Genomic DNA, 23,283 nt, shown 5'->3' on the forward strand with positions numbered 1-23,283 from the left:
AACCTTAAAGGTGGAGGAATAAAAAATAGCAATGCAAGAAACTCAGTACATATTCTGTTCTGAAAAATGCTGAGCCAAACACTAGCGTTCCTGCTTTAATAGCACCAAGCCCCAAGACACATTTTTTACCCGTGAGGAAGTATGAGTATCAGTGTGAATGAAACCGCCCCGATCGTGCCAAAAGTACAATTAACGCATAAGACAATTCTGCAAGAGCCGAAGCGCAAGGAAACGTGGAAAGTTCAAGCGATCACAATGCTTCGGAGTGCCGCTTTGCCGGTCGCGGGTGCCGCAGTCATGAATATTGCTTTTTTACAGACTGCAATGGCATTGTCCTATAACTCTACTGGAACACCATTTACTAATACGGGATTGGGGCTTCCAACGGGAATAGCAGTCGATAGCAGTGGCAATGTCTTTGTCTCGAATTTTGATACCGCTACTATATCAAAATATACTAGCAACGGCACTCCATCAGCGACATTTGGATCAGGTGCAAGCTTCGCTGGTATCGCGATCTCCAACGATGGAAGCGTCTTGGTTGCGGACACAACCAACAATAAGGTACTGAAATATAGTAGCGATGGTACTACGTCAGCAGTGTTTACCTCATTGGACTTGGCTAATCCCTTTGGTATTGCGGTGGATAGCAGTGGAAATGTTTTTGTCACGAATACTAGCGATGTTACAAAAGATGTAAGGAAGTACAGTAGCAATGGTACCTCGCTTGGAATATTTGCTAATACAACATCGGGCTTGAGTAGCCCATTTGGCATTGCGGTTGACAGCAGCGGCAATGTTTTTATCGGCGATATTGATACCAGCAAAATACTAAAATATAGCAACACAGGTACCCTATTACAAGCGCTTACGGTGGGTTTGCTCCCAAATAGTATCGCGATCGATAGCAGTGGTGATATTTTGGTGGCAGATAGCGCTGGCGACGTTGTAGTTCGTTATGACAGCACTGGTGTCGAGCGTCAGAGACTTAGTGGACTCACTGCCCCCTCTGCACTGGCAATTGATCGTAGTAACAATCTTTTGGTTGCAAGTTTTAATGAAAACACCCCTGTTATCACCCGTTTCGCTGGATCTTTAGAACCGATTACTCCTGTACCGTTTGGTTTTTCGCCGCTTTGGGCGCTGTTGCCAGCTAGTATTCGCTGCATCATCAAGCGATTGCAAAAGCGAAAGTAACCTGAGATAGCTACAAGACAGCTGCCTCCTAACTGAGAGGGCCTATTTAGCTTTTTATTCAAACACGAGCGTATCTACACAACGGGTCAAGGCAAATTAGAACAGACCTCTTGCGTGAATCAGTGAGAGGGTAGTAGAAGTAGGTCAAGGAGGACAAACTGATGACCTATGAACAGCTAAAACATCTAAAGCCAAGTGCGTTCAAGCGCCGATGCAGCGTATCTCCTGAAACGGTTACTCAGATGGTTGAAGTGTTGCGTCCCGACCTTGACCGGCGGAGAAAACGCGGGGGACAAGCAAAACTGAGCGTCGAAGACCAACTTCTGGTGGTGCTGGAGTATTGGCGCGAATACCGAACACAGTTTTATGCTGGCAGTAGCTGGGGGTTAAGCGAGTCGGCAGTCTGCCGATTGATTCAACGGGTTGAATCGTTACTGATGGCATGTCGATTCCTCTATCTTTTTCGGTTCAGTTATCGCGCTTGGCTTTGGTGTTGCTGATTGACTCACTTTAGGCGGAGCCGATGGCTTAGATTGCGGCATTGCAGGTGAGTTTGCCAAAGTGATCGGCACTGCAAACCCTAGGACAGAAAGTTTTAGAAGAAGTGAGTACTTCGTGGGGCAGTGCCAACAAGTATTTTTAGCCGTATTTTTCACAGACAAACTTAGCGATGGCGAAGAATTTTGTGACAATTCTATCCCTGCTTCAGCCTGCCAATTCCCATAAACGAAATCCTATTTTCTGATTTGTACTTGCTGGTGTTTAAGCGATCGTGACTCTTGCTAAATCTCAAATGACAAGGAAATATCAAGTCCTTCAGGATATTAGAAAATGCGTCTCTATTGATATCAGAAATGGGGAGAACTAGAACAGGTAAAGAGTAAAAAAGCGACATCCAGTTTGCGAAGCGATCTTCTGATTTGAGAGCGGTGGGTCAGAAATTTTTAAGGAAGTGATCGCTACAGCAAAAACAATTCTAAGAGCGACACTTAATTTGCGAAGGATTTTTTGAGTGAGAAGCGACACCCAATTTGCAAAATTAACTCTGCGACACTCAATTTGCGAAGAATTTCAAATGTCGTTTTCCTACTAAAAATCCTAAGAGTCCTATCAGATAAGGACTCTATCTCACTATTTTACGCGGCATTAATTTGCGAAGTGCGACATTTAATGTCGCACTTTTGTGCCTTAAAGAAAATGCTTGCTGCTATGGCAGGAATTTTCTTTAAACATGGAGCGGCAAATATATGCTTTATCATTAATCAGCGTAAGTGTTCCTTTCTTACATGTTGGGACACGTTGGCATATCCTCTCCAATCAACAGCCTCGCGAGACTGGGCAACGCTTCACCATAGGTTGGGTGAATGTGAACCGATTGTTCGAGTACCTGCCACGTTGCTTTCGCTTCCATCAATGACAAAAAGATATGCACCAGTTCAGCCGCTTCATATCCAACCAGCGTTGCTCCTAAAATCAAATTCGTCTCGGTGTCGATGACCATCCGATAGAAACCCAGATCGTGCCCCCACTCAATGCTACGAGCAATATAAGCCATTGGCAGCATGGCTTCGCGAGCCGCAATGCCCTGTTGCTGAGCTTGCTCTAACGTCATGCCCACTCGACCCACTTGTGGCTCTGTGTAAACGGCATAGCCCAAGACCCGATCATTGCGTGTCCGGTGTTCGCCGCACAGAATCGCTTTCAAGCGGCGATAGTCTTCCCAAGAAACATGGGTAAACGCAGGCTGCTTGGCAACGTCTCCGATCGCATAAACGCCAGAGCAGGTCGTCTGGAACTGATCGTCGATTTTAATAAATCCTTGTGCATCTAATTCAACACCAGTCACCGCAGAATTCAAGGCCCCAGTATTTGGTTTGCGTCCAGTTGCAATCAGCAATGCTTCGCCATTAAGGACTTCGCCATTACTTAGCGTTAGCGTAAACACACCGTTCGTGTAAGCAACTTGCTGAACCTTCGTATTCAAATGCAGTCCAATTCCGTCTTGCTTGAAGGCATCTAAAAGCACAGCACTGACATCGGATTCTTCTTGAGCTAGCAGGCGATCTCCTCGCACAATTAATTCGGTTTGGCTGCCTAAACGCGCCATTCCCTGCCCTAACTCCAAGGCAATATAGCCCCCGCCGACTACAAGCAACCGGGGCGGCATCTGCTGCAGATCAAAGAAATTTCGGTTGGTGAGATAAGGCGTTCCTGCTAAACCAGGAAAGTCAGGAATGGTGGAGGATGTGCCGGTGTTAATAACAATGATGGGAGCCTGCACCGTCACCCCGCCTCCGCTGACCGTTCGCTCTCCGGTAAACGTGGCTTCAGCACAAACGACTTTAACCCCAGCACTCTCTAGCCGCCGTTTAGTGCCCTGATTAAACTGGCTGCGAATGCCACGCACCCGCTCCATCACTGCCGGAAAATCGACTTCAACCTGCGCCTGTATGCCGAGCTTTGCGGCTTGTCGAGCACGACCTGCGGCATGAGCAGCAGCTAAAAAGGCTTTAGAAGGCGTACAGCCATAGTTGATACAACTGCCACCCAACGCATCGCGCTCAAATAGAACGACGTTTTTACCTGCTTTAGCAAAGTCAGCCGCAAGTGGAACTCCACCCTGACCACTTCCAATCACAATTAAATCTGCTGTTTTCATAGTTACCTCTGTTAATAAAGTTGATAGAGTGAGCAATTGCATTGCATGAATGCTACTAAATTTCGTTAAATTCCATTCCGGTTGTAATTTTTATTGGTTCGGACATTCACTTGGGATGCAGATGTCATCACATTGAGTCTTCTTATTCTCCTTATCTGCTGTTTGTAATGAATTAATTGCGTTGCAAACGCACGAGAATTGATTGGCTTCAAGAACTTTTGTCTGGAGCTGTGAGGATTGTTATGTTCTCACAGCCTGTGCTGAAGGTAAGTCTCCGGGCGGACCCAAAATTTCGTCACCAATCTCGGCAGAAATGCGTTCGAATAGTGCCATATCCGGTGCTGCTGTTTCATCCAGGGTGCCAACTGCTGCAATCAGCTGAGCAAAGCTACTGGGCGCAGCAACAACCAATCCACGAGCAGGTTGATCGCTGAGTACACCGATCGCATGCGGTGTGCCAGGAGCAATCAAAAAGCTTTCACCCGCACTGAGTATAAACTTGTGTTCACCTGCCCAGACCGTAAACTCTCCTTCTAGCACATAGAGTTGTTCGGAATAGCGCGTGTGACGATGGAGTGGTGTTTGTGTACCCGGTGGGAAGTAGCCTTCGATCAGATCGTACTGCCCTCCAGTGGTGGTGTGATCGGCAATGATATTGAGGCGAGAGCCTAAAAGCCAGAAAGATTGTGTCATGACATTACTCCGATTCATGCGTGAGTTAGTGAATGTGAAATCTCTGCTGTCGATCGCTGCTTCAATAATTTCCAACTCAGAGTTAGGAATGCCTTGATTGATCCAAAGCTGCAATCTCTCTTTAACTAACGCAGTGACCTGAACGCTGCGCGGATTTCCTTAGAAAAGAGCTGAGGCTCCTCCCACGCGGCGAAGTGACCGCCCTTGTCAGCCTCATGGAAGTAGCTCAAGTTGCGATAGGCACGCCGAGCCCACGTCTCTGGCACTCGATAGATCTCCCCCGGAAATACCGTGATGGCGACCGGGAGCGAGATTTCGTCAGTCTTCTGCGCGATCGCGTTCAAGAGACTGGCTTTGTTCTCCCAGTACAGCCGAGCTGACGAGACGGCACTGTTTGTTAGCCAGTACAGCGTAATGTCGTCCAGCACCTCATCTTTCGTCGGGGACTTTTCGGAATTGCTGCTGCTGGATGTCCACTGCGCGAAGCCTGGATGCCCGAGCAGCCACGCCGCGAGTCCGGTTGGTGAGTCCGTCAGACCGTACCCGATCGTCTGTGGACGTGTGCCCATCATCAGGGCGTAGGCTCGGTCTTTCTTATTAAACATGTCAAGTGAGTTGAACGCCACGCGTTCCTTCTCGGAGAGTTCCGCTGGCGCAGGTCCGCCGCTGGCAAGCACTGGGGCTACGTCGGGCGGGATCGTCGCTGGTAAGTTGATGTGGATGCCGATTAATCCTGCTGGTGCCTGGCGCGCCATCGCGCTAGTGATGGGAGACCCCCAGTCGCCGCCCTGGGCAACGTAGCGGGTGTACCCGAGGCGCTGCATCAGTTGTGCCCAGGCTTGTGCAATGCGATCGGGGTCCCAACCAGTGCCCGTCGGCTTGCCGGAGAAGCCGTAGCCGGGAATCGATGGAATCACCAGATCGAAGGCATCCTCTGGTTGTCCCTTGTATGCAGTCGGGTCGGTCAGCGGACCAATGACCTTTAGCTGTTCAATGACCGATCCGGGCCATCCGTGTGTGATGATCAACGGCAATGCATTTGGGTGTTTGGAGCGGACGTGAATAAAGTGAATATCCAAGCCGTCAATGTTCGTTATGAACTGCGGTAAGGCATTCAGCTTTGCCTCAGCTTTCCGCCAGTCGTACTCCGTTCCCCAGTAACGGACGAGTTCCTTCATCGTCGCTAGTTGCACACCCTGCGACTGGTCGGCGACCGTCTCCTGGTCAGACCAGCGAGTCGCCTTGATGCGTCGGCGAAGATCGTCGATCGCCGCTTGCAGGACATGGACGCGGAAGGGACGGATGGCATTGTCTGCGATCGCCTTGTCCGCAATCTGGGTTGGTACACTGAGCTGGACGGGTTGCAGCGCAAGAGTGGGCAGTGCCAGAAACACTGTTGCTACCAGAAACCCGACGAGGAGTCGCGATAGGACGAAAGCACCTGAGGTGTGGGCTTTGGTTCTGTAACGAACTTTTTTCAGTTTAGACATGGTGTTTTCTCCTTACTGCAAATCGTCCTCACGACGCAGGCTGAACCCGATCAGTAACTGTCAACATCGATGACAGCTTTGGCAAACTCCTGCGGTGCTTCTTGCGGCAGGTTGTGCCCGATGCCGCCTTTGATCGTGCGGTGCGAATATTTACCCGAAAATTTCTTGGTGTAGGAACTGGGATCTGGGTGTGGCGCGCCATTAGCGTCACTCTCTAGCGTGATGGTATGTACGGCGATCGCGGGGAATGCAGCCAGCCGCTTCTCAAACTCGTCATACTTCGGCTCGCCTTTAGCCAGTCCAAGCCGCCAGCGATAGTTATGGATCACGATGGCGACATGATCCGGGTTGTTGAAGGATGCGGCGCTGCGATCGAATGTTGCGTCATCGAAGTTCCATTGCGGCGAAGCAAGCTTCCAGATGAGCTTGTTGAAATCGCGGCGGTATTTTTCATAGCCTGCACGCCCTCGATCGGTTGCGAAATAAAACTGGTACCACCATTGAAGTTCGGCTTGGGGCGGCAGCGGCATCTGGTTGACTTCAGGATTGCCGATCAAATAACCGCTAACAGAAACGAGTGCCTTGCAGCGATCGGGCCAGAGTGCCGCGATGATGTTGGCTGTTCGCGCTCCCCAATCAAACCCGCCAATGATCGCCTTCTCGATCTTGAGCGCATCCATTAAAGCAATGACATCGGCTGCAAGTGCCGACTGCTGCCCATTCCGGGGTGTCTCGCTCGAAAGAAAGCGCGTTGTGCCATAGCCGCGCAGATACGGGACGATCACCCGGTACCCCGCCGACGCTAACAGAGGAGCAACATTGACATAGCTGTGAATGTCGTAGGGCCAGCCATGCAGGAGGATTACCGGACGACCATTCGCGGGACCCGCTTCAGCGTATCCAACATTCAGGACACCGGCATCGATCTGCTTGAGTGAGCCAAATGATGTGTTTGTCCCCGACTTCATCATGGACGGAACGGCTGGTTTTGTTTGGCTTGATTGGGCGTTGGCAGAACCAAATCGATCGAGCTGTGTAGCCGCAATGGTCATAGCTGCGGTGGCTAAGAAGCGGCGGCGTTGTTGGTTGATTTTTTCAAACATTTTCTAATCCTGTTCGCCGATCGTTTGGGCGTAGGTTTTGCCGTACGGGTAGAAGAGTTCCTTGCATCCTTCTTGCCACGCCGCTTTCAGTTCAGGTGTGGTGATGTCCCAGTCCGATCGACATTTCTTAAGCACGGCGCGCAGGTCCTGACGCAGCTCTTCCAGAGTGGGTCGCCCGAAGAACCAGTAGCCCATATAGATCTTGTGAATGACCCGAGCCGGTTCCAGGACGATCGTGTAGGGGATCATGGGATTATGGAGCGGGTCGGTGTATTCGGCGATGTCAAGATCTTTCTGGATTTTGCGTCCCGCATCGGAGAGGAAAGGCCAGTGGGCACCGACACCGCTGCGATATTCATTTGTCTCAGTGATGTTGTCGGTACTGATCGTGACCAGACGGCAATAGCCAACCTCGATCTCACGATGGAGTTGAACCAATCCTTCAGCCTGTCGGCGGTCTTTGGGGCAGAATCCGCCGCGACTGAGGACGAGAATCATCGGATGTTGACCTTGCAGCTCGGAGAGCTTCCGGCGCTTTGTGGTGTGGTCGGGCAGTTCGTAGTCGGGGAAGACAGACCCCGGAACAATGTCAGAGCGCATAGGAAAACTCCTTAAATTCTGTTAGGGACAAGCAGCCGTTTATCTGTGCATAAGATTTGATGGGTGCCGAAAAGGATGGTTTATCCTTGCACTTGTGAATGTGGAAGGGCTGCTTCTGATGTACCAACCTGCTGGCTCTGGTAACGGTGTTTCATCTTGCGCCCTTCTGCATTGACTTCTTAAAGCTGAGTCTGCCCGCCATCAACGGCGAGTTCCACTCCTGTAATGTAGGAGGCGTCAAATGTGTGAATGCTGTAGATCAAGTTATGGTCTAAGGCTTTTGGGTCTTGGTTTTAGGCGTTGACTGGTACGATAATATTCGCGCCACGTCGATGCGCCGATCGGTTGCTTAATCGCGCAGGTAATGGCAGGTGTATCCGCCAGGATACTTGCGTAGGTAGTCCTGGTGGTACTGCTCAGCGCTGTACCAGGTCGCGGCGGGTTCGATGCTCGTGGTAACCGGACGCTTCCAGCGCCCCGACTCTGCGACACGCGCAATGACGTGTTCTGCGATCACCTGCTGCTCCTCCGTTTGCGGAAAGATCGCCGAGCGGTACTGCGTCCCGATGTCGTTGCCTTGGCGGTTGAGCGTCGTGGGGTCGTGCAGGCGGAAGAACCAGCGCTCAAGCAGATCCTCGAAGCTAAGCACCAATGGATCGAAGGTCACGCGGACTGCCTCGGCGTGTCCGGATCGGCTGTCGTGCGTGTCCTCATACGTCGGGTTCTCGAGCCAGCCGCCCGTGTAACCGACCTCAGTGTCGATTACGCCGGGCACCTCGCGTAGGATCTCCTCGACACCCCAAAAGCAGCCACCGGCAAGCACGGCCACCTCTACCTGTTGTGCAGCGGTCGTCACCGGGTGAGCTGCTCCATCCTCGTTCATGTTGCTTGGTTGGTTCCCGGCAGTCGCGTAGCCTCCACCCCACCAGTTCGTGACGAACACTGCATACTCGTCGGCAGCATCCTCCCACGTAAAATGCCCCGCTTCGAGGACGGCAAGTTTGCTCGCGGGCAGCCGTTCGAGGAGAAACTCCGCGTTGACCAGAGGCACGACGTGATCCCGTCGTCCGGCGATGATCAGCACTGGCGTTTGGATCGTCGGTAGCAGACCAGCAAGGTCGGGGAGCTGCGTCGGATACGCACGCACGTAGCGCATCGACTCGATGAACCGTTCGCCCTCATAGGACGAGAGGTAATCCTCGCGTGCGGCATCGGTCGGCGTGTATCGCTCGAACTTCGAGATCGCTGCACTGACAACCTGTCGCCCGTCGAGGTGGCGGTACGGTTCAAGGTCGGGGGCTTCGACCCACTCCTTCAATAGTCCGCCTAGCTGTAGTGGAACTGCCGCGCCCCCGCTCCCGACCACAAGACTACGCAACCGTCCCGGGTAGAGGGCTGCGGCGAAGAGTGCAGCACTGGTGCCGACGTCAGGTCCGACAACGTGCGGCTGCTCCAGCCCGAGCGCATCGGCGACGCGCACGATAAACTCGCCCATCGCGCGCGACGACATGAGCGCATCGCGGCGCTCGGAGTGTCCGAAGCCTGGAAGGTCGATCGCCACAAGGTGCGCGTGCTCGGCAAGCTGCAACCACGTTGGCTCAAACGCATACAAGCTCTCTGGCCACGGACTGAGAAGGAGAGCATGCACACCTCGCCCTGGGTCCTCACTCTCGGCATAACGGATGGATAGCCCGTTAATGGTGCGGAATTGCGGCTGGATGGGTGTGTGTAACGAGACGGTATTGGGTTGATTTCTCCCGATCGCATTCTCATCAAATGCTTGTCCGTTGTTTCGTTGTGTAACTTCTGATTGAGTCATGATGTCATTCTTTTAAGTAGTTTTGGATTTTTTCGGTTTGTGGGTAGTGAGCCAACTAGCGTAGCGATCAAACCGTCAAGCCGCGACTTGACTGGGCGTAAATTCAGCAGCGTGCAATTTCACAAAGTCGTACATGCTCGTCGGCGTCTTGCCAGTGAGCTTAAACAGGTCATCCGTCATGCGGTCATACCGTCCCTGCGCATGAAGTTCAGCCATCACTGCGAGGTGGTTGATTAGGTGCGTTGGCACGCCAAACTCACGCAACTTTGCATTCCAAGCGGAGAGTGGCACATCACGATAGCGGATCGGGCGGCCGAGTGCTTTGGAAAACGCGCGAGCATAGTGCTCTAGATCGGCTGATTCAAATCCGGTCAGATTGTAAACCTGACCAATGTGCGGGGCAGGGTCATCGAGGATCACGGCAACAGCGCGCGCCACATCAACCGCCGAGATTGGCGAGGTCTTGCTATTACCCAGCGGCAGCGCCAGTTCGTTGTTATCCTGGACACTATTGGCGGCGAGACGCAGGAAGAAGCCTTCGAGGAAGACCGTCGGTCGCACTGTGACGATCGGTAGCCCCGACCATGCCAATGCCTGTTCTGCAAGCCAGTGCAGTTTGTGCTGTGGGCTATCTGTGGTCTCGGTGATGCTCATCTGCGTCACCGTCATCTGCGACATGTTCACGAACGCTTCGACGCCATGATGCTTCGCCACCGCAGCAGTGTTGACCGTAGCTTCGAGATACGCTGCCGAGACTGACATTCCGAAATAGATGCGCTTAACACCTCCGATCGCCCGGTGCATCGAGTCCAGATCAGTCAAGTCGCCCAGCACAACCTCGGCACCAAGCTGGCGCAGAGCTTCAGCGCGTTTATCCTCCCGCCGAACTAAGGCGCGCACCTGATGCCCTTTGTCGAGCAGCATTGCAGTGAGGTTGCGACCGATCGCACCGATATCGCCAGCAGCTCCGGTTACGAGAATGGGGCTATTCTGTGTAGATTTTGTCGTCATCATCATTTACCTTCTTGTCACTCGTTGCGAGGACGTATCTGTCTGCGGGATCAACCAAACGTGAACGCAAAAGCCTCTACCCCAGCATCTAGAAACTCGATCTCGAACTGTCGATCGGTGATGGGCTGTGGCTGTCGAATCAGTTGATACAACCGCTGTTCGGTAACCGTGCCTTTGCCTCGCTCATCAACATCAAGTCCGCGAGCCGCGACTGCCGGCTGTCCGTCTATGAGCACACGAAACCGCACAGACGTGCCTGGCTCAGCCGGACCCATGACGAGATGCAGGTCGCGGGCGTGGAAGCGATCCGCGATCCGCCCACCGGGCTTATTCAAAACAATGGCTTGTCTGCCAATGGTCCAATCACCCAAAAGTGCCCATTGATTAAGTTTCAATTGCGCAGGGGCGGTATATAAACGAGGCTGGTTGCGCACCGCACCAGGAAACGCAAAATTCTCTGTTCTTTCGTAGCCGAGGTAGTTTTCAGGCGATCTCAAGCTGTTCCAATCGGCGGCAGCCTCAAAACCGTGAGCCTCGACTTCGAGCGTTTCCTGAGCAACTCGTCCAGTTCCAGACTCAGACAGTAGCTGTTGAATAATCCGTTCTGATTGTTCATACTCACCCTCGCCGAATTGGTGGTGACGGATCCGTCCTTGCGTGTCGATAAAGTAGAGGGCTGGCCAATAATGGTTTGCGAACGCACGCCACACTGCATAGTCGTTATCTACGGCGATTGGATAGTCAATTCTCATATCCATCAAAGCTCGGTGGACATTATCGATATTCTTCTCGAATTCAAATTCCGGTGTATGTACACCAATAACTACGAGTCCTTGATCCTGATACTTCGCGGCCCACGCCCGCACATAAGGGAGTTGGCGCAGCCAATTGATGCAGGTATAAGTGCAAAAGTTGATGAGTACGACTTTTCCACGCAGTTCGCCCACAGTTAATGGCTGCGAATTAAGCCACGCGATCGCGCCGACCAGCGCAGGCAGTTCGCCTTCAATCGGTAACTCAGCTGTTGCTGACGCAGCCTGCTGTTTAGTACAGGCGAGCCTGCCAAGCTGGGTGGCAGCAATAGTTGTAAGCATGGTTGTTAGAAAGTAGCGACGATTATGATTAATTTTTTCGAACACGTGCCGACCTCCCTGTAGTTGTGCTCCGTAGGCACGATGGAATTAGAAGACCGCGACAGTCCTTTCCTGATCAACGACCGCGCGCGAGACATCAGACTTGGGGGGCACGATGCGCTCATGCACGATACGCTCATGAATGGGTGATGCGGGCGTTCGATCGATCAGTAGACTGAGCAGTTCGGGGCGGTTGTAATGGCCGCGGGCGTCCATGAGCCGCTTGCGGGCATCGATCTGGGCAAAGTCAAGCTCGGCAATCACTTCGCCTTCGTCCGCTTTGAGCGGCTCACCGATGATCTGTCCGTCGGGACTCACGATCGCCGTGAAGCAGCCACCCGAAATCGGACCGAGCGGGCAACCCGTGTCCTTCATGATCTGAGCCTGCTGATCGGCATCCAACCACGCGGTTGCACAGACAACAAAGCAGGCGGATTCAAGGGCGTGCTGGCGAATGTTAATTTCCGCTTGTTCCGCAAACAGCGGACCGGCGAATGAGCCGGGGTACATCGCCGAGTGGATTTGCTCACCATCGGCGATCAGGGCGTACCGTACCAAAGGATTGTTATGCTCCCAGCAGGCAAGTTGTCCGATGCGCCCAACAGTACTATCAACAGCGCGCAAGCCCGAGCCGTCCCCCTGTCCCCAGAGTATCCGCTCGTTATAAGTCGGCGTCAGCTTACGGCGGCGCTGGATCAGCGTCCCGTCTGCGTCGAAGAGAAGCTGGGTATTGTAGATCGAGCCACCGTCGCGCTCATTGACGCCGATCGAAACGACCATGTTTGCTTCCTTCGCGGCTTCGGCGATCGCCCGGGTTTCAGCAGACGGCACTGTAACCGACTCTTCAAGCAACCTTAGATGTTCCTTTGCTAACGCGAACGGGGCTAACACATAGGAGAAGTAGGGGTAATAGGGAATGATGGTCTCGGGAAAGGTTGCGAACTGAACGCCCTGTTGGCCCAGCTCACGGATCTTTTTCACGACCTTCTCAACGGTACCCTGCCGGCTGTATAGCACGGGGCTGATCTGCACGGCGGCGGCTTTAACTTTCATAATTTACTGTTCATGTCAGGGGATAACAACGATCTTCGGTAACAGCCGATTTCCTAAAATCAGCCGAATCTGATATGGGGTTCAGCGCAGCGATCGGAACCCTGCCCTAAGTTCCTGAGCAAAAATCATTGGCTGCTCCCAGGCTGCGAAGTGTCCACCTTTGTCGAGTTGGTTGTAATAAATGAGCTTGGGATACGCCCGCTCGGTCCAGCTTCGCGGAGCCTCATATTGCTCGCCGGGGAAGACGCTCACCGCTACGGGAATGGAGACGCCCTTAGTGTTGAAAAAGCCACCCTTGTATTCCCAATAGAGACGGGATGCAGAGACCGCCGTGTTGGTCAGCCAGTAGAGGGTGATGTTGTCAAGGATCTCGTCGCGTGTCAGTTCGCCTGTAGCGCTGGTCGTCCGGTTCAGAGCCTCGACGACTGCCGCCGCTGGTTGACCGCCAGCATCATTGTGGTCTAGAAGCCAGGCAGCGAGTCCGACGGGTGAATCTGCAATTCCATACAAGGTTTGCGGGCGCGACGCCATTATTCTGGCGTAGTCAACTTGCTTGAATGTTCTGACCAGCTGCTCATAGGCACGCCGTTCTTCAGCTGAGAGACCAGAGGGCGCTGGGCTGCCTATTTGGAGCGCCCTATCAATGTCAGCTGGAACGGTGGCAGGCATGTTAGTGTGGATGGCAAGCAATCCGGCCGGAGCCTGCAAACCCATTTGGTCAACGACAAAGGCACCCCAGTCGCCACCTTGAGCGACGTAGCGGATGTAACCGAGACGCTTCATCAACACATCCCAGGCTCGGCCCATGCGCTCAGGCCCCCAGCCCGTCGTAGTTGGCTTGCCAGAGAAACCGTAACCTGGCATCGACGGAATCACTACATGGAAAGCGTCCGATGCGCTCGCGCCATGTGCCGTGGGATTGACCAGTGGATCGATGATCTTTAGCTGCTCAATGATTGAGCCAGGCCATCCGTGTGTGACGATGAGCGGTAAGGCGTTCTCATGCTTTGATCGAACGTGGATGAAATGAATGTCTAACCCATCGATCGCAGTGATGAAGTGCGGCAAAGCGTTCAACTTGGCCTCGACCTTGCGCCAGTTGTAATCTTTCGCCCAATAGCGTGCGAGTTCTTGCATTGTCGCGAGCGGTAATCCCTGCGACAGGTCAGTGACAGTCTCCTTTTCGGGCCATTGCGTCGATGCAATGCGGCGACGGAGGTCGACGAGTGCCTTTTCCGGCATGTTGATGCGAAAGGAGCGAATTGCAGTAGGGTCGGTGGTCTGCGCGGTTCTGGGTTGAGTCGTGGCGGTCTCGGGTTTCGTTTGGCTTGATTGGGCATTGGCAGAACCAAATCGACCGAGCTGTGTAGCCGCGATCGTTATGCCCGCAATACCCAGAAAGCGGCGGCGTTGATGGTTGATTTTGTCGGACATTGATCTTTCTCCGATTGGATCGAACTGAAGTTACTTATTGTCTGTCTGCATAACTTGGCTGTGATAGGGGGGGCGAGTTGTGGGGTTGTCCAGAACCCGCCCTGGCAGATGCTAATCTGACCAAATTATTTGGAAAGAACAGGCAAAATCTCTTCCATGTAACGGTCTGCTGCAGCCGCAGCCTCTTCTGGGCTGCTGCCATTCTGACGTGCACTCAGATAGGGCGCATACCAATCCCACCAGTGATGCTCACCGTGAGTCTTCTCATAATGGTCGTGGCGCTCTGCCGTCTCGTGGAGCAGGGTTGCAAGGGTTGAAACTTCTGCTTGTGGAGGGTCCCATAGGCGGCCAGGAAGCCGCGTTGTGATTTCTTGGAGCAACCAGACGTTTCCATCCGGATCTTCAAACGAGGCAAATGAGAAGTAGGAGCGACCTTCCGGATCACGTCCGCTGACGCGCGGGTTTTCCACAGCGTTGTTGAAGGGACCGCCAGCGTAGTGGAAGATTTCGCTCACATTGACACCACGATCGCTCAAGTCTTTGCGGGCAGCGTCGAGGTCGTCTACAGCGAGAACCAGGTTTTGCACCGAGCCAGGATTGTTCTGAGCGACTCCCTTGCCGAAGATGATCGAGGCGTCCGAGTTAGGCGGTGTCACATGTACGTTGCGGTAGCCACCCTCCGCAAGGTCAATGTCGAGTCGCCAGCCAAGATTCTCGTAGAATGCCTTGGTGCGATCGACGTCGGAAACGTTAAACACCACGACTTCGAGCTTCATGTTTGGACGGTTTACTTGATTGCTACTCATCTTGTTCTCCTTTATGTTGGTAGGTTTGTTTTTCAGATTGGTCGCTTTTCATTCTTCGGTAATTGCCCCATACACACCACTCAAGTTCGTTGAGTTAACACGCGACTTAGATATGTGCGCGCCAAGGAAACATGCAGTGGTTTTATGGCGCGATTGAGACTGTTTTTACGGTGGCTTGCAGCTGGTGTTCGAGCTGTAGAATTTCCGCTGCCCGCTCCCCGATGACCACGCAGGGAGCCATCGTGTTACCAGCTGTTACTCGCGGCAGAATCGATCCATCCGCGATCCGGAGATTGTCGATTCCATACACTTTCAGGTTGCTATCCACTACCGACATCGAATCTTGACCCATCTTCGCGGTGCAGGTTTCGTGCCAGAAACTTGTCGCAGCGTCTCGAGTAAAGCGTTCGAGTTCGGCTCCTTTCAAATTACCGGGCATCACTTCACGCTTGACGAACGGACGAAGCGGGGCGGAGTTACCGACTTCGCGGCAGAGTTCTACGCAGGCGATCGCGGTTTTGAGATCAGCCGGATCAGACAGCGTGTTTGCATCAATCAGAATCGGGTCGGATGGATCGGCTCCCGTCAGGCGCAGACAGCCTCGGCTTTTAGGGTGTGAAAGCGCCCCAAATAGCGTCCAGCCTGCACCAGGCAGCCCAAACCGAACAGCATTTTCAGCAGTGGTTTTTGGCACCTCAGCCTGACAGACAAATAAGTCTGGGCTTGACAGTCCAGACTGGCTGGTCGAGAAAAAGATTGTCTCGGAGAAGTTGTTTCTGGGTTCGAGAGCGGTTTCATATTCCCAGACACAATCAAATGCAACGTGGTCTTGAAAATTCTGTCCTACACCGGGAAGGTGCTGCACGACAGGAATTCCAAATCGCCGCAACTCAGCCTCATCGCCGATACCCGATTGCATCAGCACTTTCGGCGTATGAATTGCACCCAACGACAGCACGACTTCAACTGCCGCACCAATGCGATAGATCGCGTCATGATAAGCGATCTCCACGCCTGTGACCCGCTTGCCCTGGAACGTCAGCCTTGTAACCAGTGCATGACTGAGAACGGTTAGGTTCGGTCGATCCATATAAGGGTAGACGTAGGAGCGGAATATCGATTGGCGCTTGCCATCGCGGACTCGCACATCGCTGATAGAGGCGCCCTTCGCCGCTTCCATCATGCGTCCGTTCGGATTCTCAAAAGTAGGAATCCCAACCGATCGCGCTGCTTCGACCGTTGCAGGTGCGATCGGGTTTGGATCGGGTGCGGGCTGGACAAAGACCGGACCTCCCGTTCCGCGATACAGTGGGTCCGGTGCACCATGCCAATCTTCCAGGCGGCGATAAATCTTCAAGACAGATTCATAGCTCCAGGCCGGATCGTTGGCTTCGGAGGCGAAGAAATCCCAATCCTGCCGGTGTCCGCGGGCCCAAACCATGATGTTGATGCTCGATCCACCGCCAAGTACCTTGCCCATCGAGAACGGAATCGAACGACCATTCACATGTCGATTCGGCTGACCCTGGAAGCTCCAGTCGCGATCGCTTCCCAGGTTCATCGGCCATTGATTCGCTTCCATAACACTTGTCACATCATCGCTGCCTCCAGCTTCAAGCAGCAGAACGCTGACATCGGGATTCTCGGCCAGTCTACGGGCAACCACCGAGCCAGAAGATCCAGAACCACAAACAATAAAATCGTACTGGTGCCTTAGCTCGGCGGTGAGCTTGCGCTGGTTGCTGCGAACCCGTTCGGCGAAAATATCGCGGTTATCAGTCTCACGTTGATAGGTCTCCCGCTGATCCTTAAAGGACTCGTTCTCAAAATTCGTCTTCATCGCGTCTACCTCGCTTTCAAAATCGAATTAACTGAGGTTGCTTCTTGTCCGTTTCCGTTACCGCTTTATGAGCATGATCATTCGCGCTGATTTAAGAAATTGTTTGCAGCATCTTGTTCTGCCTGGATTGCGTTGACAAACTGATGCTGAATTCGTTGGAATTATGTGTTATCTGTCCGTATTGTTTAGTTGTGACTATGGAGAGGCGGCTACATGTTAGATGCTACGGGCCAAGTGATGGAACTCGACCCACCGCTCACTTCACCGAGGAAAAGGCAGTCGGGGCCAACAACTCACTGCTGATGTTCTGTATGAGTTGACCGTCCTTCTCGGTTTCGGTGCTGATCGCGATCCATTCGGGATCGGAGAGGAATGCGCTCCAGCGCTCCTGTCGCTCAGCCATGCTGTCCCAAACAAGCATATAGGTGAGTTGCTGGTCGCTCTCGCCGATTAACGTTGTCCAAAATCCAGCCTGACGAATGCCATGCTTTTCCCAAATTTGTAACGTGTGGTTCTGGAAGCGCGAAAGCAGCGCGGGTAGGCGTCCGGGCATGGCATGATAAATGCGTAATTCGTAGATCATGTCTTTAATGCCCCGCACTCTGACCACCATCGACGTGCAAGATTTCGCCCGTCACAAAGTTGGCTGACTCGAGGTAGAGGATTGCATCGATGACATCAGAGATCTCGCCCATATGACCGATCGGGTGCAGGGCATCGAGCTGTGCATGGGTCTCGACGGGATGCATGGGCGTCTTGATCGTACCCAGCGCGATCGCATTCACCCGGATACCGCGTCTGGCATACTCGATCGCCAGCGACTTAGTTGCAGCATTCAGCCCACCCTTCGTCAGTGATGCGAGCACAGAGGGTACACCCGCGATCGCGTTATCAACCAGACTCGTCGAGATCTGCACAATATGTCCGCTCCCCTGCTTCTCCATCTCGGCAATCGCGAGTTGCGTCATGTGAAAGAAGCCAGTGACATTAGTATCCAGGTATGCTGCGTAGTCTGCCTCGGTGTACTCGGTAAAGGGCTTAGCGATGAAGATGCCAGCGTTGTTAACAAGAGTGTCAATGCGCCCAAACCGGGTCATACCTTCGACGATCGCACGCTCGGCAGTTTTTCGATCAGCGATGTCGCCGGACACTGCTACGACTCCATCGTCATCTGATGGTTGAATTGAGCGTGAGGTTGCAATCACTCGATAGTTGCGATCGCGGTATGCCTTAACAAGGGCTGCGCCAATGCCCTGGGACGCCCCGGTAATGATCGCAACTTTCTGTTCAGTGCTCATGGTAAAACTCCTTTGGAAATACTGTGTGACTGTTGCAGCTCATACCAATTTGAGAAATAGATACTGCCATGATTTACCGAAACTCGTAGGTAATGGAGCTTTCACAATCCAAAATCGCAAATCTAAAATCCTAAATGGTATCAGGCGATGGTTTAAGCTGCGATGCGGTGGTCATGGTCGGTGCTGGTCGCGACTGGCAGCCATGCTTCGATGTCGTGTGCCATTTTCGCAGCACTGCTTCGGTAGAAGCCAACAGCGTCGTTGCCAGCAGGCAAATGCAGTGGTGGACGTTCGGTATTGGCAAGTTGAAGAATCACCTGAGCAAACTTTTTCGGATCACCAGGCTGGTTCTTGTGTAGCGCATCGGCTCCGCTCCGCATTGGTCCTACTGTTTCCTGATAATCATCAATGATGGTTTTAGCGGCAACATAGGATTCAGTGCTCAGAAATTCGGTACTAAAAAGACCGGGAGCCACTACCGTAACGTGGATGCCGAGCGGTGCTAGTTCAACTGCTAGCCCTTTCGAGAGACCTTCGACCGCAAACTTGGTGGAGCCATACAATCCCCAGCCCGGAATGGCATCGTAGCCAAACAATGACGAGATATTGATGATGTGTCCAAACTTTTGCTGGCGCAGGTACGGCAACACAGCACGCGTCACGTTGAGCAAACCAAACACGTTGGTATCATATTGTTTGCGGACTTCGGCATCCGTGAACTCTTCGGTCGCACCAATCATGCCAAACCCAGCATTATTGACTAGAACATCGATCCGATCGAAACGAGCAATGCCTTGCTTGACCGCCGCTTGCACTTGCTCTTCCTGGGTGACATCCATCTGCACCACGTACAGATCCGGGTGGTTGTTTAGGCTAGCGGCAAGTTGTGCGGGCTGGCTGCGAACCGTTGCCACGACTTGATCACCCGCTGCCAGGGCTGCTCTGGTAACTTCTAACCCAAATCCTCTAGAAACTCCGGTAATGAACCATACTTTTTGCGTTTTCATGGTGTGTCCTCTTTAGGTGTGGTCTAGTGTTTTTGTTTTAGGTTGGTGAGCTTGCTGCCCACCTCGATTAATTTCATGCTTCTGCAATCGCCCAATGCAAACCACTCAAGGTCTTTGAGTTAAACCGCGACTTAATCATTCTGATTGGAAGAAAGCAGTAGGACGTGAAGTTGTGAGACCTGCTATGCTTCAGGCGAGCTACGTGATGGAGTAATTCTGGATTGTTTACTCACGCACATAACGTTGAGTGATATCGGCAACGATAATGTTGTTATCATCCCGACTAACTGAAATTGTCAGAACTTCCTAGTTCAATTTCCTAGCAGTTTGGTGTGTTGGCGGCACAGATGACAAGTCCGATGCACCTCTAATTGAATGGAATAGTGAGAGGTACGAAGCTCGTAGGCAATCAACACTATTCCTCCAAATAGAACGGCAACTCCACCCAGAAAGACTATCAGTGCCATCTGTGATAGCCAACTGACATTCGTGGCAACGGCTATAGCAATGACCAACATATCCAACATAAAAATCAGGATGGAAGTGTAAGTAAGAACAAGGGCATCATGCACGAAATGATGGTGCTTCAGCAGATCCCTCAGCAGGGATTCAAGTTCTTGTAGCCTCTGAACTTTGTTCCGATTGTGAGCCAGATCGGACTCCTGCAAGTTGCTTAGTCCCTGGTCAAAGGTACGTAGGCGATCGCCGAGGGAACCGTACCGGACAATCAAGCCATTTACCATGACGGCACAAGCTGTCATCGTGACGACGGGCGCAATGATCAGATTGATTGTCTTTGTCACTTCCTCAATTGCTAACATAATGCCACGCTCCTTTGGATGAGGCGTTATACCGCCCCCAGTAGTAAAAATCCTTGCAATTTTGCGTTTAATAACTTAGATAGGGGAATTAAGTTTGGCAGTCATCGTCACGAGTTTGCTGCCAAGTTGCACGATACTTGTTTGTTGAGCTTCATCCTTCAAATTGCCATTATCATCAAACGCTTGATAAGCGTTGCTAATTGCCTGCTGATCGGGCAACACCAAAACCCCAATGTTGCCAAGAATAGAACGGACATGAACTAATCCTCGTAAGCCTCCCAAAACTCCAGGAGAGGCACTCATTAACACCGCAACCTTGTCTGCGAAACACTCCAATGGAGGTTCGCCCGGTTCAGAACGCGATGCCCAATCGATCGCATTTTTCAGCAGTGGGGTGATCGAACTGTTGTATTCTGGGCAGGCAATCAGGAAGCCCTGATGCGCTTTCATCAGGTCCTTGAGCTTGAGGACATTCTCTGGCAGCCCCTCGGCCTCTTCCAAATCCCCGTCGTAGAGTGGTAAGGGCAGATCGCGGAAATCTAGGTAGGTCACTTCTGCACCTGCGGCTTTAGCACCTTCAACGGCAATTTTTACCAGTTTTTTGTTGATAGAATCTTGGCGAGCACTTCCGGCAAACGCGAGAATTTTGGCAGTAATCATGAATTTTCCCTTTCTAGTTTTCACATGATGAGTCTATGGTTCTTGAGTTTTGAGCCATCCACAACGAGTTGTGAAAACTGTTAACTGGCACGAGCCACAGTGGTGCTAACTGTCCATTCCAGCGATCGCGGTTGAAAATTTAGTTCGCGTTTTGCCTTGGCATTCGATGCACCTCGCATCTGAGTCTGGTAGTAAACACTATCCGCACCGCCCTCCATTTTTAGAGCATCTTCAACCGATACTCGCGGCGGGGGTGGAGCATTCAGCGATTGAGCAAACGCAGGCAGCCAGTCGCGCACCGCCAAAGGCTGATCATCGACAATCAGATAAACACCAGGATTGCCCTGCTCTGCGGCGGCAATGGTGGCGATTGCTGCATCCTCAATGTGTATCCACGACCAGACCCCTTCCCCATTCCCGACAATTGGAAACTGTTGCTGCCGCACCTGTTGCCCTACATTGCCATCCGGGTTGAACCAAGTGCCGGGTCCGTAGAAGAAGCCATAGCGTAAGGCAATTCCTTCCAAATCAAGCGTTTGGAGTAAACGATGTTCAGTCTCAGCGACGAGGCGAGCATCCGCGGCAACGGCGGGGGAGGCATCAAGCGATAACGGTGTTTCCTCATCTGCCAATCCAGCACCGGGAATTCCCCAGAAGGCCATCGACTGTTTCAGAAAACGGCGCACCCCTGCTGCCTTTGCTGCCGCCAGCACATTGGCTCCTCCCTCTGACCGAATCCGCGTATTCAGAGCGGCTGTCGCATTCATGGATTCGCGAGTGTAAGTTTTGGGTAGAGCGGTGAGTTGTTCAATCACCACCTCTGGTTGAGCGCGAATGACAGCCGCTTTAACTGACTCTGCGTCGAATACATCTGCGATCGCCGGTTCGATTCCCTGTGCCGCTAAGGACTGTGCTCTTTCTTGGGTGCGGGTCAGCGCGACAACATTGTGTCCTCTAGCAAGTAATTGGTCGAGCGTTGGGCGACCGATCGCACCTGTTGCCCCGGCAACAAAAATCTTCATCTGTGAAATCTTCCAAAACGTGTTGACTAGTACAGCACTACATTGCGTTGATCGATATCCCGTTACCGTCCAGGAAGCCGTGTCTTCACTTCTTGGAGTACCCAACCATTGCCGTCTGGATCGCTGAACGAGGCATAGGAGGCATAGTCGCGACGGTCCGGATCGGGACCTGGTACCCGTCCTTCAGTTCCGGCGTGGTGGAAAATCCCGCCGATGTCGTGGAACACCTCACTCACCTCGACACCCCGATCGACCAGTTCGGCGCGGGCGGCCTCGATGTCATAAACGATGAGGTATAAACCTTGAACTGAACCCGGCTCGGCTAACGACACTCCTTTACCGAAGATGATTGAGCACTCCGATCCGGGGGGAGTCAATTGCACCACCCGGAAGCCATTCTCGCCAGGAAAGTCGGCATCAAGTCGCCATCCCAACGTTTTATAGAAGTCTATGGAGCGATCGACATCGGCAACGGGTATCACTACAACTTCAAGTTTCATGTTTTGGCTGTTTACAGGATTGCTACTCATCTTGATCTCCTTTGGATTGGTGGATTGGATATTCAGATTGGTTACACTTATTCTTCTGCGATCGCCCAATCCAAACCACTCAAGTTCTTTGAGTTAAAACGCGACTTAATCATTCGGATTGGAGGAAAGCAGCAGGAAGTGAAGCCGTTAGACCTGAGATGGTGAATTTAGCTTCGGTGTACCAAAGGTTGGGATAAATTGAATTGATATAGCGGTACTTATCAAAGTTAGGACGGAGTGCAGGGGTTTCACCCTAGCTGGGGGCACAGTCCTCACACTCTCTTTGTCTTAAGCTCAATGCGTAGCGCTGTACCTCTAATCCATCTGATTTGAAGTTAAAGTCATGAAACGCTCCTCATGAAAACCTTCGTTGATAATCGTCAAAAACGTTAGTTAATTGCCGCCACAATGGCTGCTATCAATTGCTCAACAGTCCGACGCTCGCGATAACGAGCCTCATTAACAAACAAAGCTGGTGCAACTTCTACCCCACTTCGATATCCACCCTGAATGTCTGCAATGATGTGCTCGACATAAACTCCTTTAGATAAGTCTTGCAAAAATCGAGGAATGTCAAGTCCCAAACGATTTGCATATTCCACGAGGTACCCATTCTCCAACGCTTGTTGATGGATAAAAAGCATCTCATGCATCTGCCAAAACTGACCTTGCATTGCTGCTGCTTCCGCTGCTTCCGCTGCCCTTTGAGCATGAGGATGAATCTGTATTTGGGGAAAATGACGAAAGATAAAACACACATCATTTTTCTCGAAAGAAGAACTTAACTGCTGTTGAGCAGCTTTAATCAACCGATAGGCATTTGCACTTTGAAAACATTCATAATCTCCATACATTATGAGTACAACACTGGCATTTAGCACACCTTGAGTGTGATCCTGAATTGAAGGTGGGACCAACAAGGAATGATGCTCATGATCATCAGCCATCTTCTAGACCTGTCAAGCAAACTTAAACCCTGCAGCTAAACTGCTGTTAGCGTTCGCATGAATTCAATATAGGTAATTGATACCTATCTGTCGTCCCCTGAGAGTCTAAATTCTGTACGGTCTAAGGATTAGTGAAGCCCTCCGACTAAAGTAGTAGCCG

At 52.2% G+C, this 23,283-nt stretch carries 23 protein-coding genes; 3 read left to right on the forward strand and 20 right to left on the reverse strand.

Going from position 1 to position 23,283, the window contains the following annotated elements; genetic code table 11:
• Positions 1-141: 141 nt before the first annotated feature.
• Positions 142-1,197, forward strand: a complete 1,056-nt coding sequence (locus NC980_RS14555; protein ID WP_190379255.1) for an NHL repeat-containing protein — start codon at positions 142-144, stop codon at positions 1,195-1,197.
• Between the two features lie 161 nt (positions 1,198-1,358).
• A complete protein-coding gene (locus NC980_RS14560) occupies positions 1,359-1,697 on the forward strand; it encodes a transposase family protein (protein WP_242027185.1) in 339 nt (112 codons plus the stop codon).
• Positions 1,698-2,479: 782 nt separating this feature from the next.
• On the opposite strand, the gene NC980_RS14565 is transcribed toward NC980_RS14560, so the two are convergent.
• From NC980_RS14565 to NC980_RS14655, 19 genes are all read right to left on the reverse strand, one after another.
• Positions 2,480-3,856 carry an FAD-dependent oxidoreductase gene (locus NC980_RS14565; protein WP_190379256.1) on the reverse strand — a complete coding sequence of 459 codons (1,377 nt, stop codon included), beginning with the start codon at positions 3,854-3,856 and terminating at the stop codon, positions 2,480-2,482.
• Positions 3,857-4,096: 240 nt separating this feature from the next.
• Positions 4,097-4,549 carry a cupin domain-containing protein gene (locus NC980_RS14570; protein ID WP_190379257.1) on the reverse strand — a complete coding sequence of 151 codons (453 nt, stop codon included), beginning with the start codon at positions 4,547-4,549 and terminating at the stop codon, positions 4,097-4,099.
• Positions 4,550-4,674: 125 nt separating this feature from the next.
• Positions 4,675-6,039, reverse strand: coding sequence for an epoxide hydrolase family protein (locus tag NC980_RS14575; protein WP_190379258.1), 1,365 nt, complete (start codon positions 6,037-6,039; stop codon positions 4,675-4,677).
• Between the two features lie 50 nt (positions 6,040-6,089).
• Positions 6,090-7,142, reverse strand: a complete 1,053-nt coding sequence (locus tag NC980_RS14580; RefSeq protein ID WP_190379259.1) for an alpha/beta hydrolase — start codon at positions 7,140-7,142, stop codon at positions 6,090-6,092.
• Positions 7,143-7,145: 3 nt separating this feature from the next.
• Positions 7,146-7,742 (reverse strand): redoxin domain-containing protein, encoded by a 597-nt coding sequence (locus NC980_RS14585; protein WP_190379260.1) that lies wholly within the window; start codon positions 7,740-7,742, stop codon positions 7,146-7,148.
• Between the two features lie 349 nt (positions 7,743-8,091).
• On the reverse strand, positions 8,092-9,561 hold the full coding sequence (gene msrA, locus NC980_RS14590; RefSeq protein WP_190379261.1) for a peptide-methionine (S)-S-oxide reductase MsrA: 1,470 nt from the start codon (positions 9,559-9,561) through the stop codon (positions 8,092-8,094).
• A gap of 75 nt (positions 9,562-9,636) precedes the next feature.
• The gene (locus tag NC980_RS14595) at positions 9,637-10,572 is read right to left on the reverse strand and encodes an NmrA family NAD(P)-binding protein (protein WP_190379309.1); all 936 of its coding nucleotides are present in this window, start codon (positions 10,570-10,572) and stop codon (positions 9,637-9,639) included.
• A gap of 50 nt (positions 10,573-10,622) precedes the next feature.
• On the reverse strand, positions 10,623-11,711 hold the full coding sequence (locus NC980_RS14600) for a redoxin domain-containing protein (RefSeq protein WP_199298746.1): 1,089 nt from the start codon (positions 11,709-11,711) through the stop codon (positions 10,623-10,625).
• Between the two features lie 42 nt (positions 11,712-11,753).
• Positions 11,754-12,758 carry a nitrilase-related carbon-nitrogen hydrolase gene (locus NC980_RS14605; RefSeq protein WP_190379262.1) on the reverse strand — a complete coding sequence of 335 codons (1,005 nt, stop codon included), beginning with the start codon at positions 12,756-12,758 and terminating at the stop codon, positions 11,754-11,756.
• 81 nt (positions 12,759-12,839) lie between these two features.
• Positions 12,840-14,192, reverse strand: a complete 1,353-nt coding sequence (locus NC980_RS14610; protein WP_190379263.1) for an epoxide hydrolase — start codon at positions 14,190-14,192, stop codon at positions 12,840-12,842.
• A 125-nt stretch (positions 14,193-14,317) separates the two neighbouring features.
• Entirely contained in the window at positions 14,318-14,998 is a 681-nt protein-coding gene (locus NC980_RS14615; RefSeq protein ID WP_190379264.1) for a VOC family protein, read from the reverse strand.
• Positions 14,999-15,140: 142 nt separating this feature from the next.
• Complete coding sequence (locus tag NC980_RS14620) at positions 15,141-16,838, reverse strand: GMC family oxidoreductase N-terminal domain-containing protein (protein ID WP_190379265.1); 1,698 nt, start codon at positions 16,836-16,838, stop codon at positions 15,141-15,143.
• 256 nt (positions 16,839-17,094) lie between these two features.
• Positions 17,095-17,421, reverse strand: a complete 327-nt coding sequence (locus NC980_RS14625; protein WP_190379266.1) for an NIPSNAP family protein — start codon at positions 17,419-17,421, stop codon at positions 17,095-17,097.
• Between the two features lie 4 nt (positions 17,422-17,425).
• Positions 17,426-18,136 (reverse strand): SDR family oxidoreductase, encoded by a 711-nt coding sequence (locus NC980_RS14630; protein WP_190379267.1) that lies wholly within the window; start codon positions 18,134-18,136, stop codon positions 17,426-17,428.
• A 152-nt stretch (positions 18,137-18,288) separates the two neighbouring features.
• Positions 18,289-19,143, reverse strand: a complete 855-nt coding sequence (locus NC980_RS14635; RefSeq protein WP_190379268.1) for an oxidoreductase — start codon at positions 19,141-19,143, stop codon at positions 18,289-18,291.
• 311 nt (positions 19,144-19,454) lie between these two features.
• Positions 19,455-19,964 (reverse strand): DUF2721 domain-containing protein, encoded by a 510-nt coding sequence (locus NC980_RS14640; RefSeq protein WP_190379269.1) that lies wholly within the window; start codon positions 19,962-19,964, stop codon positions 19,455-19,457.
• 75 nt (positions 19,965-20,039) lie between these two features.
• Positions 20,040-20,624 carry an NAD(P)H-dependent oxidoreductase gene (locus tag NC980_RS14645; RefSeq protein WP_190379270.1) on the reverse strand — a complete coding sequence of 195 codons (585 nt, stop codon included), beginning with the start codon at positions 20,622-20,624 and terminating at the stop codon, positions 20,040-20,042.
• Positions 20,625-20,704: 80 nt separating this feature from the next.
• Entirely contained in the window at positions 20,705-21,646 is a 942-nt protein-coding gene (locus tag NC980_RS14650) for an NAD(P)-dependent oxidoreductase (protein ID WP_190379271.1), read from the reverse strand.
• Positions 21,647-21,708: 62 nt separating this feature from the next.
• Positions 21,709-22,176, reverse strand: coding sequence for a VOC family protein (locus tag NC980_RS14655; RefSeq protein ID WP_190379272.1), 468 nt, complete (start codon positions 22,174-22,176; stop codon positions 21,709-21,711).
• 24 nt (positions 22,177-22,200) lie between these two features.
• Between NC980_RS14655 and NC980_RS14660 the strand changes: the two genes are divergently transcribed.
• Positions 22,201-22,341 carry a hypothetical protein gene (locus tag NC980_RS14660; RefSeq protein ID WP_190379273.1) on the forward strand — a complete coding sequence of 47 codons (141 nt, stop codon included), beginning with the start codon at positions 22,201-22,203 and terminating at the stop codon, positions 22,339-22,341.
• A 224-nt stretch (positions 22,342-22,565) separates the two neighbouring features.
• On the opposite strand, the gene NC980_RS14665 is transcribed toward NC980_RS14660, so the two are convergent.
• Entirely contained in the window at positions 22,566-23,123 is a 558-nt protein-coding gene (locus tag NC980_RS14665) for a thioredoxin domain-containing protein (RefSeq protein ID WP_190379274.1), read from the reverse strand.
• Between the last annotated feature and the right edge of the window lie 160 nt (positions 23,124-23,283).

This window comes from Leptolyngbya sp. AS-A5 (genome assembly GCF_039962495.1).
GTDB lineage: Bacteria > Cyanobacteriota > Cyanobacteriia > Leptolyngbyales > Leptolyngbyaceae > Leptolyngbya.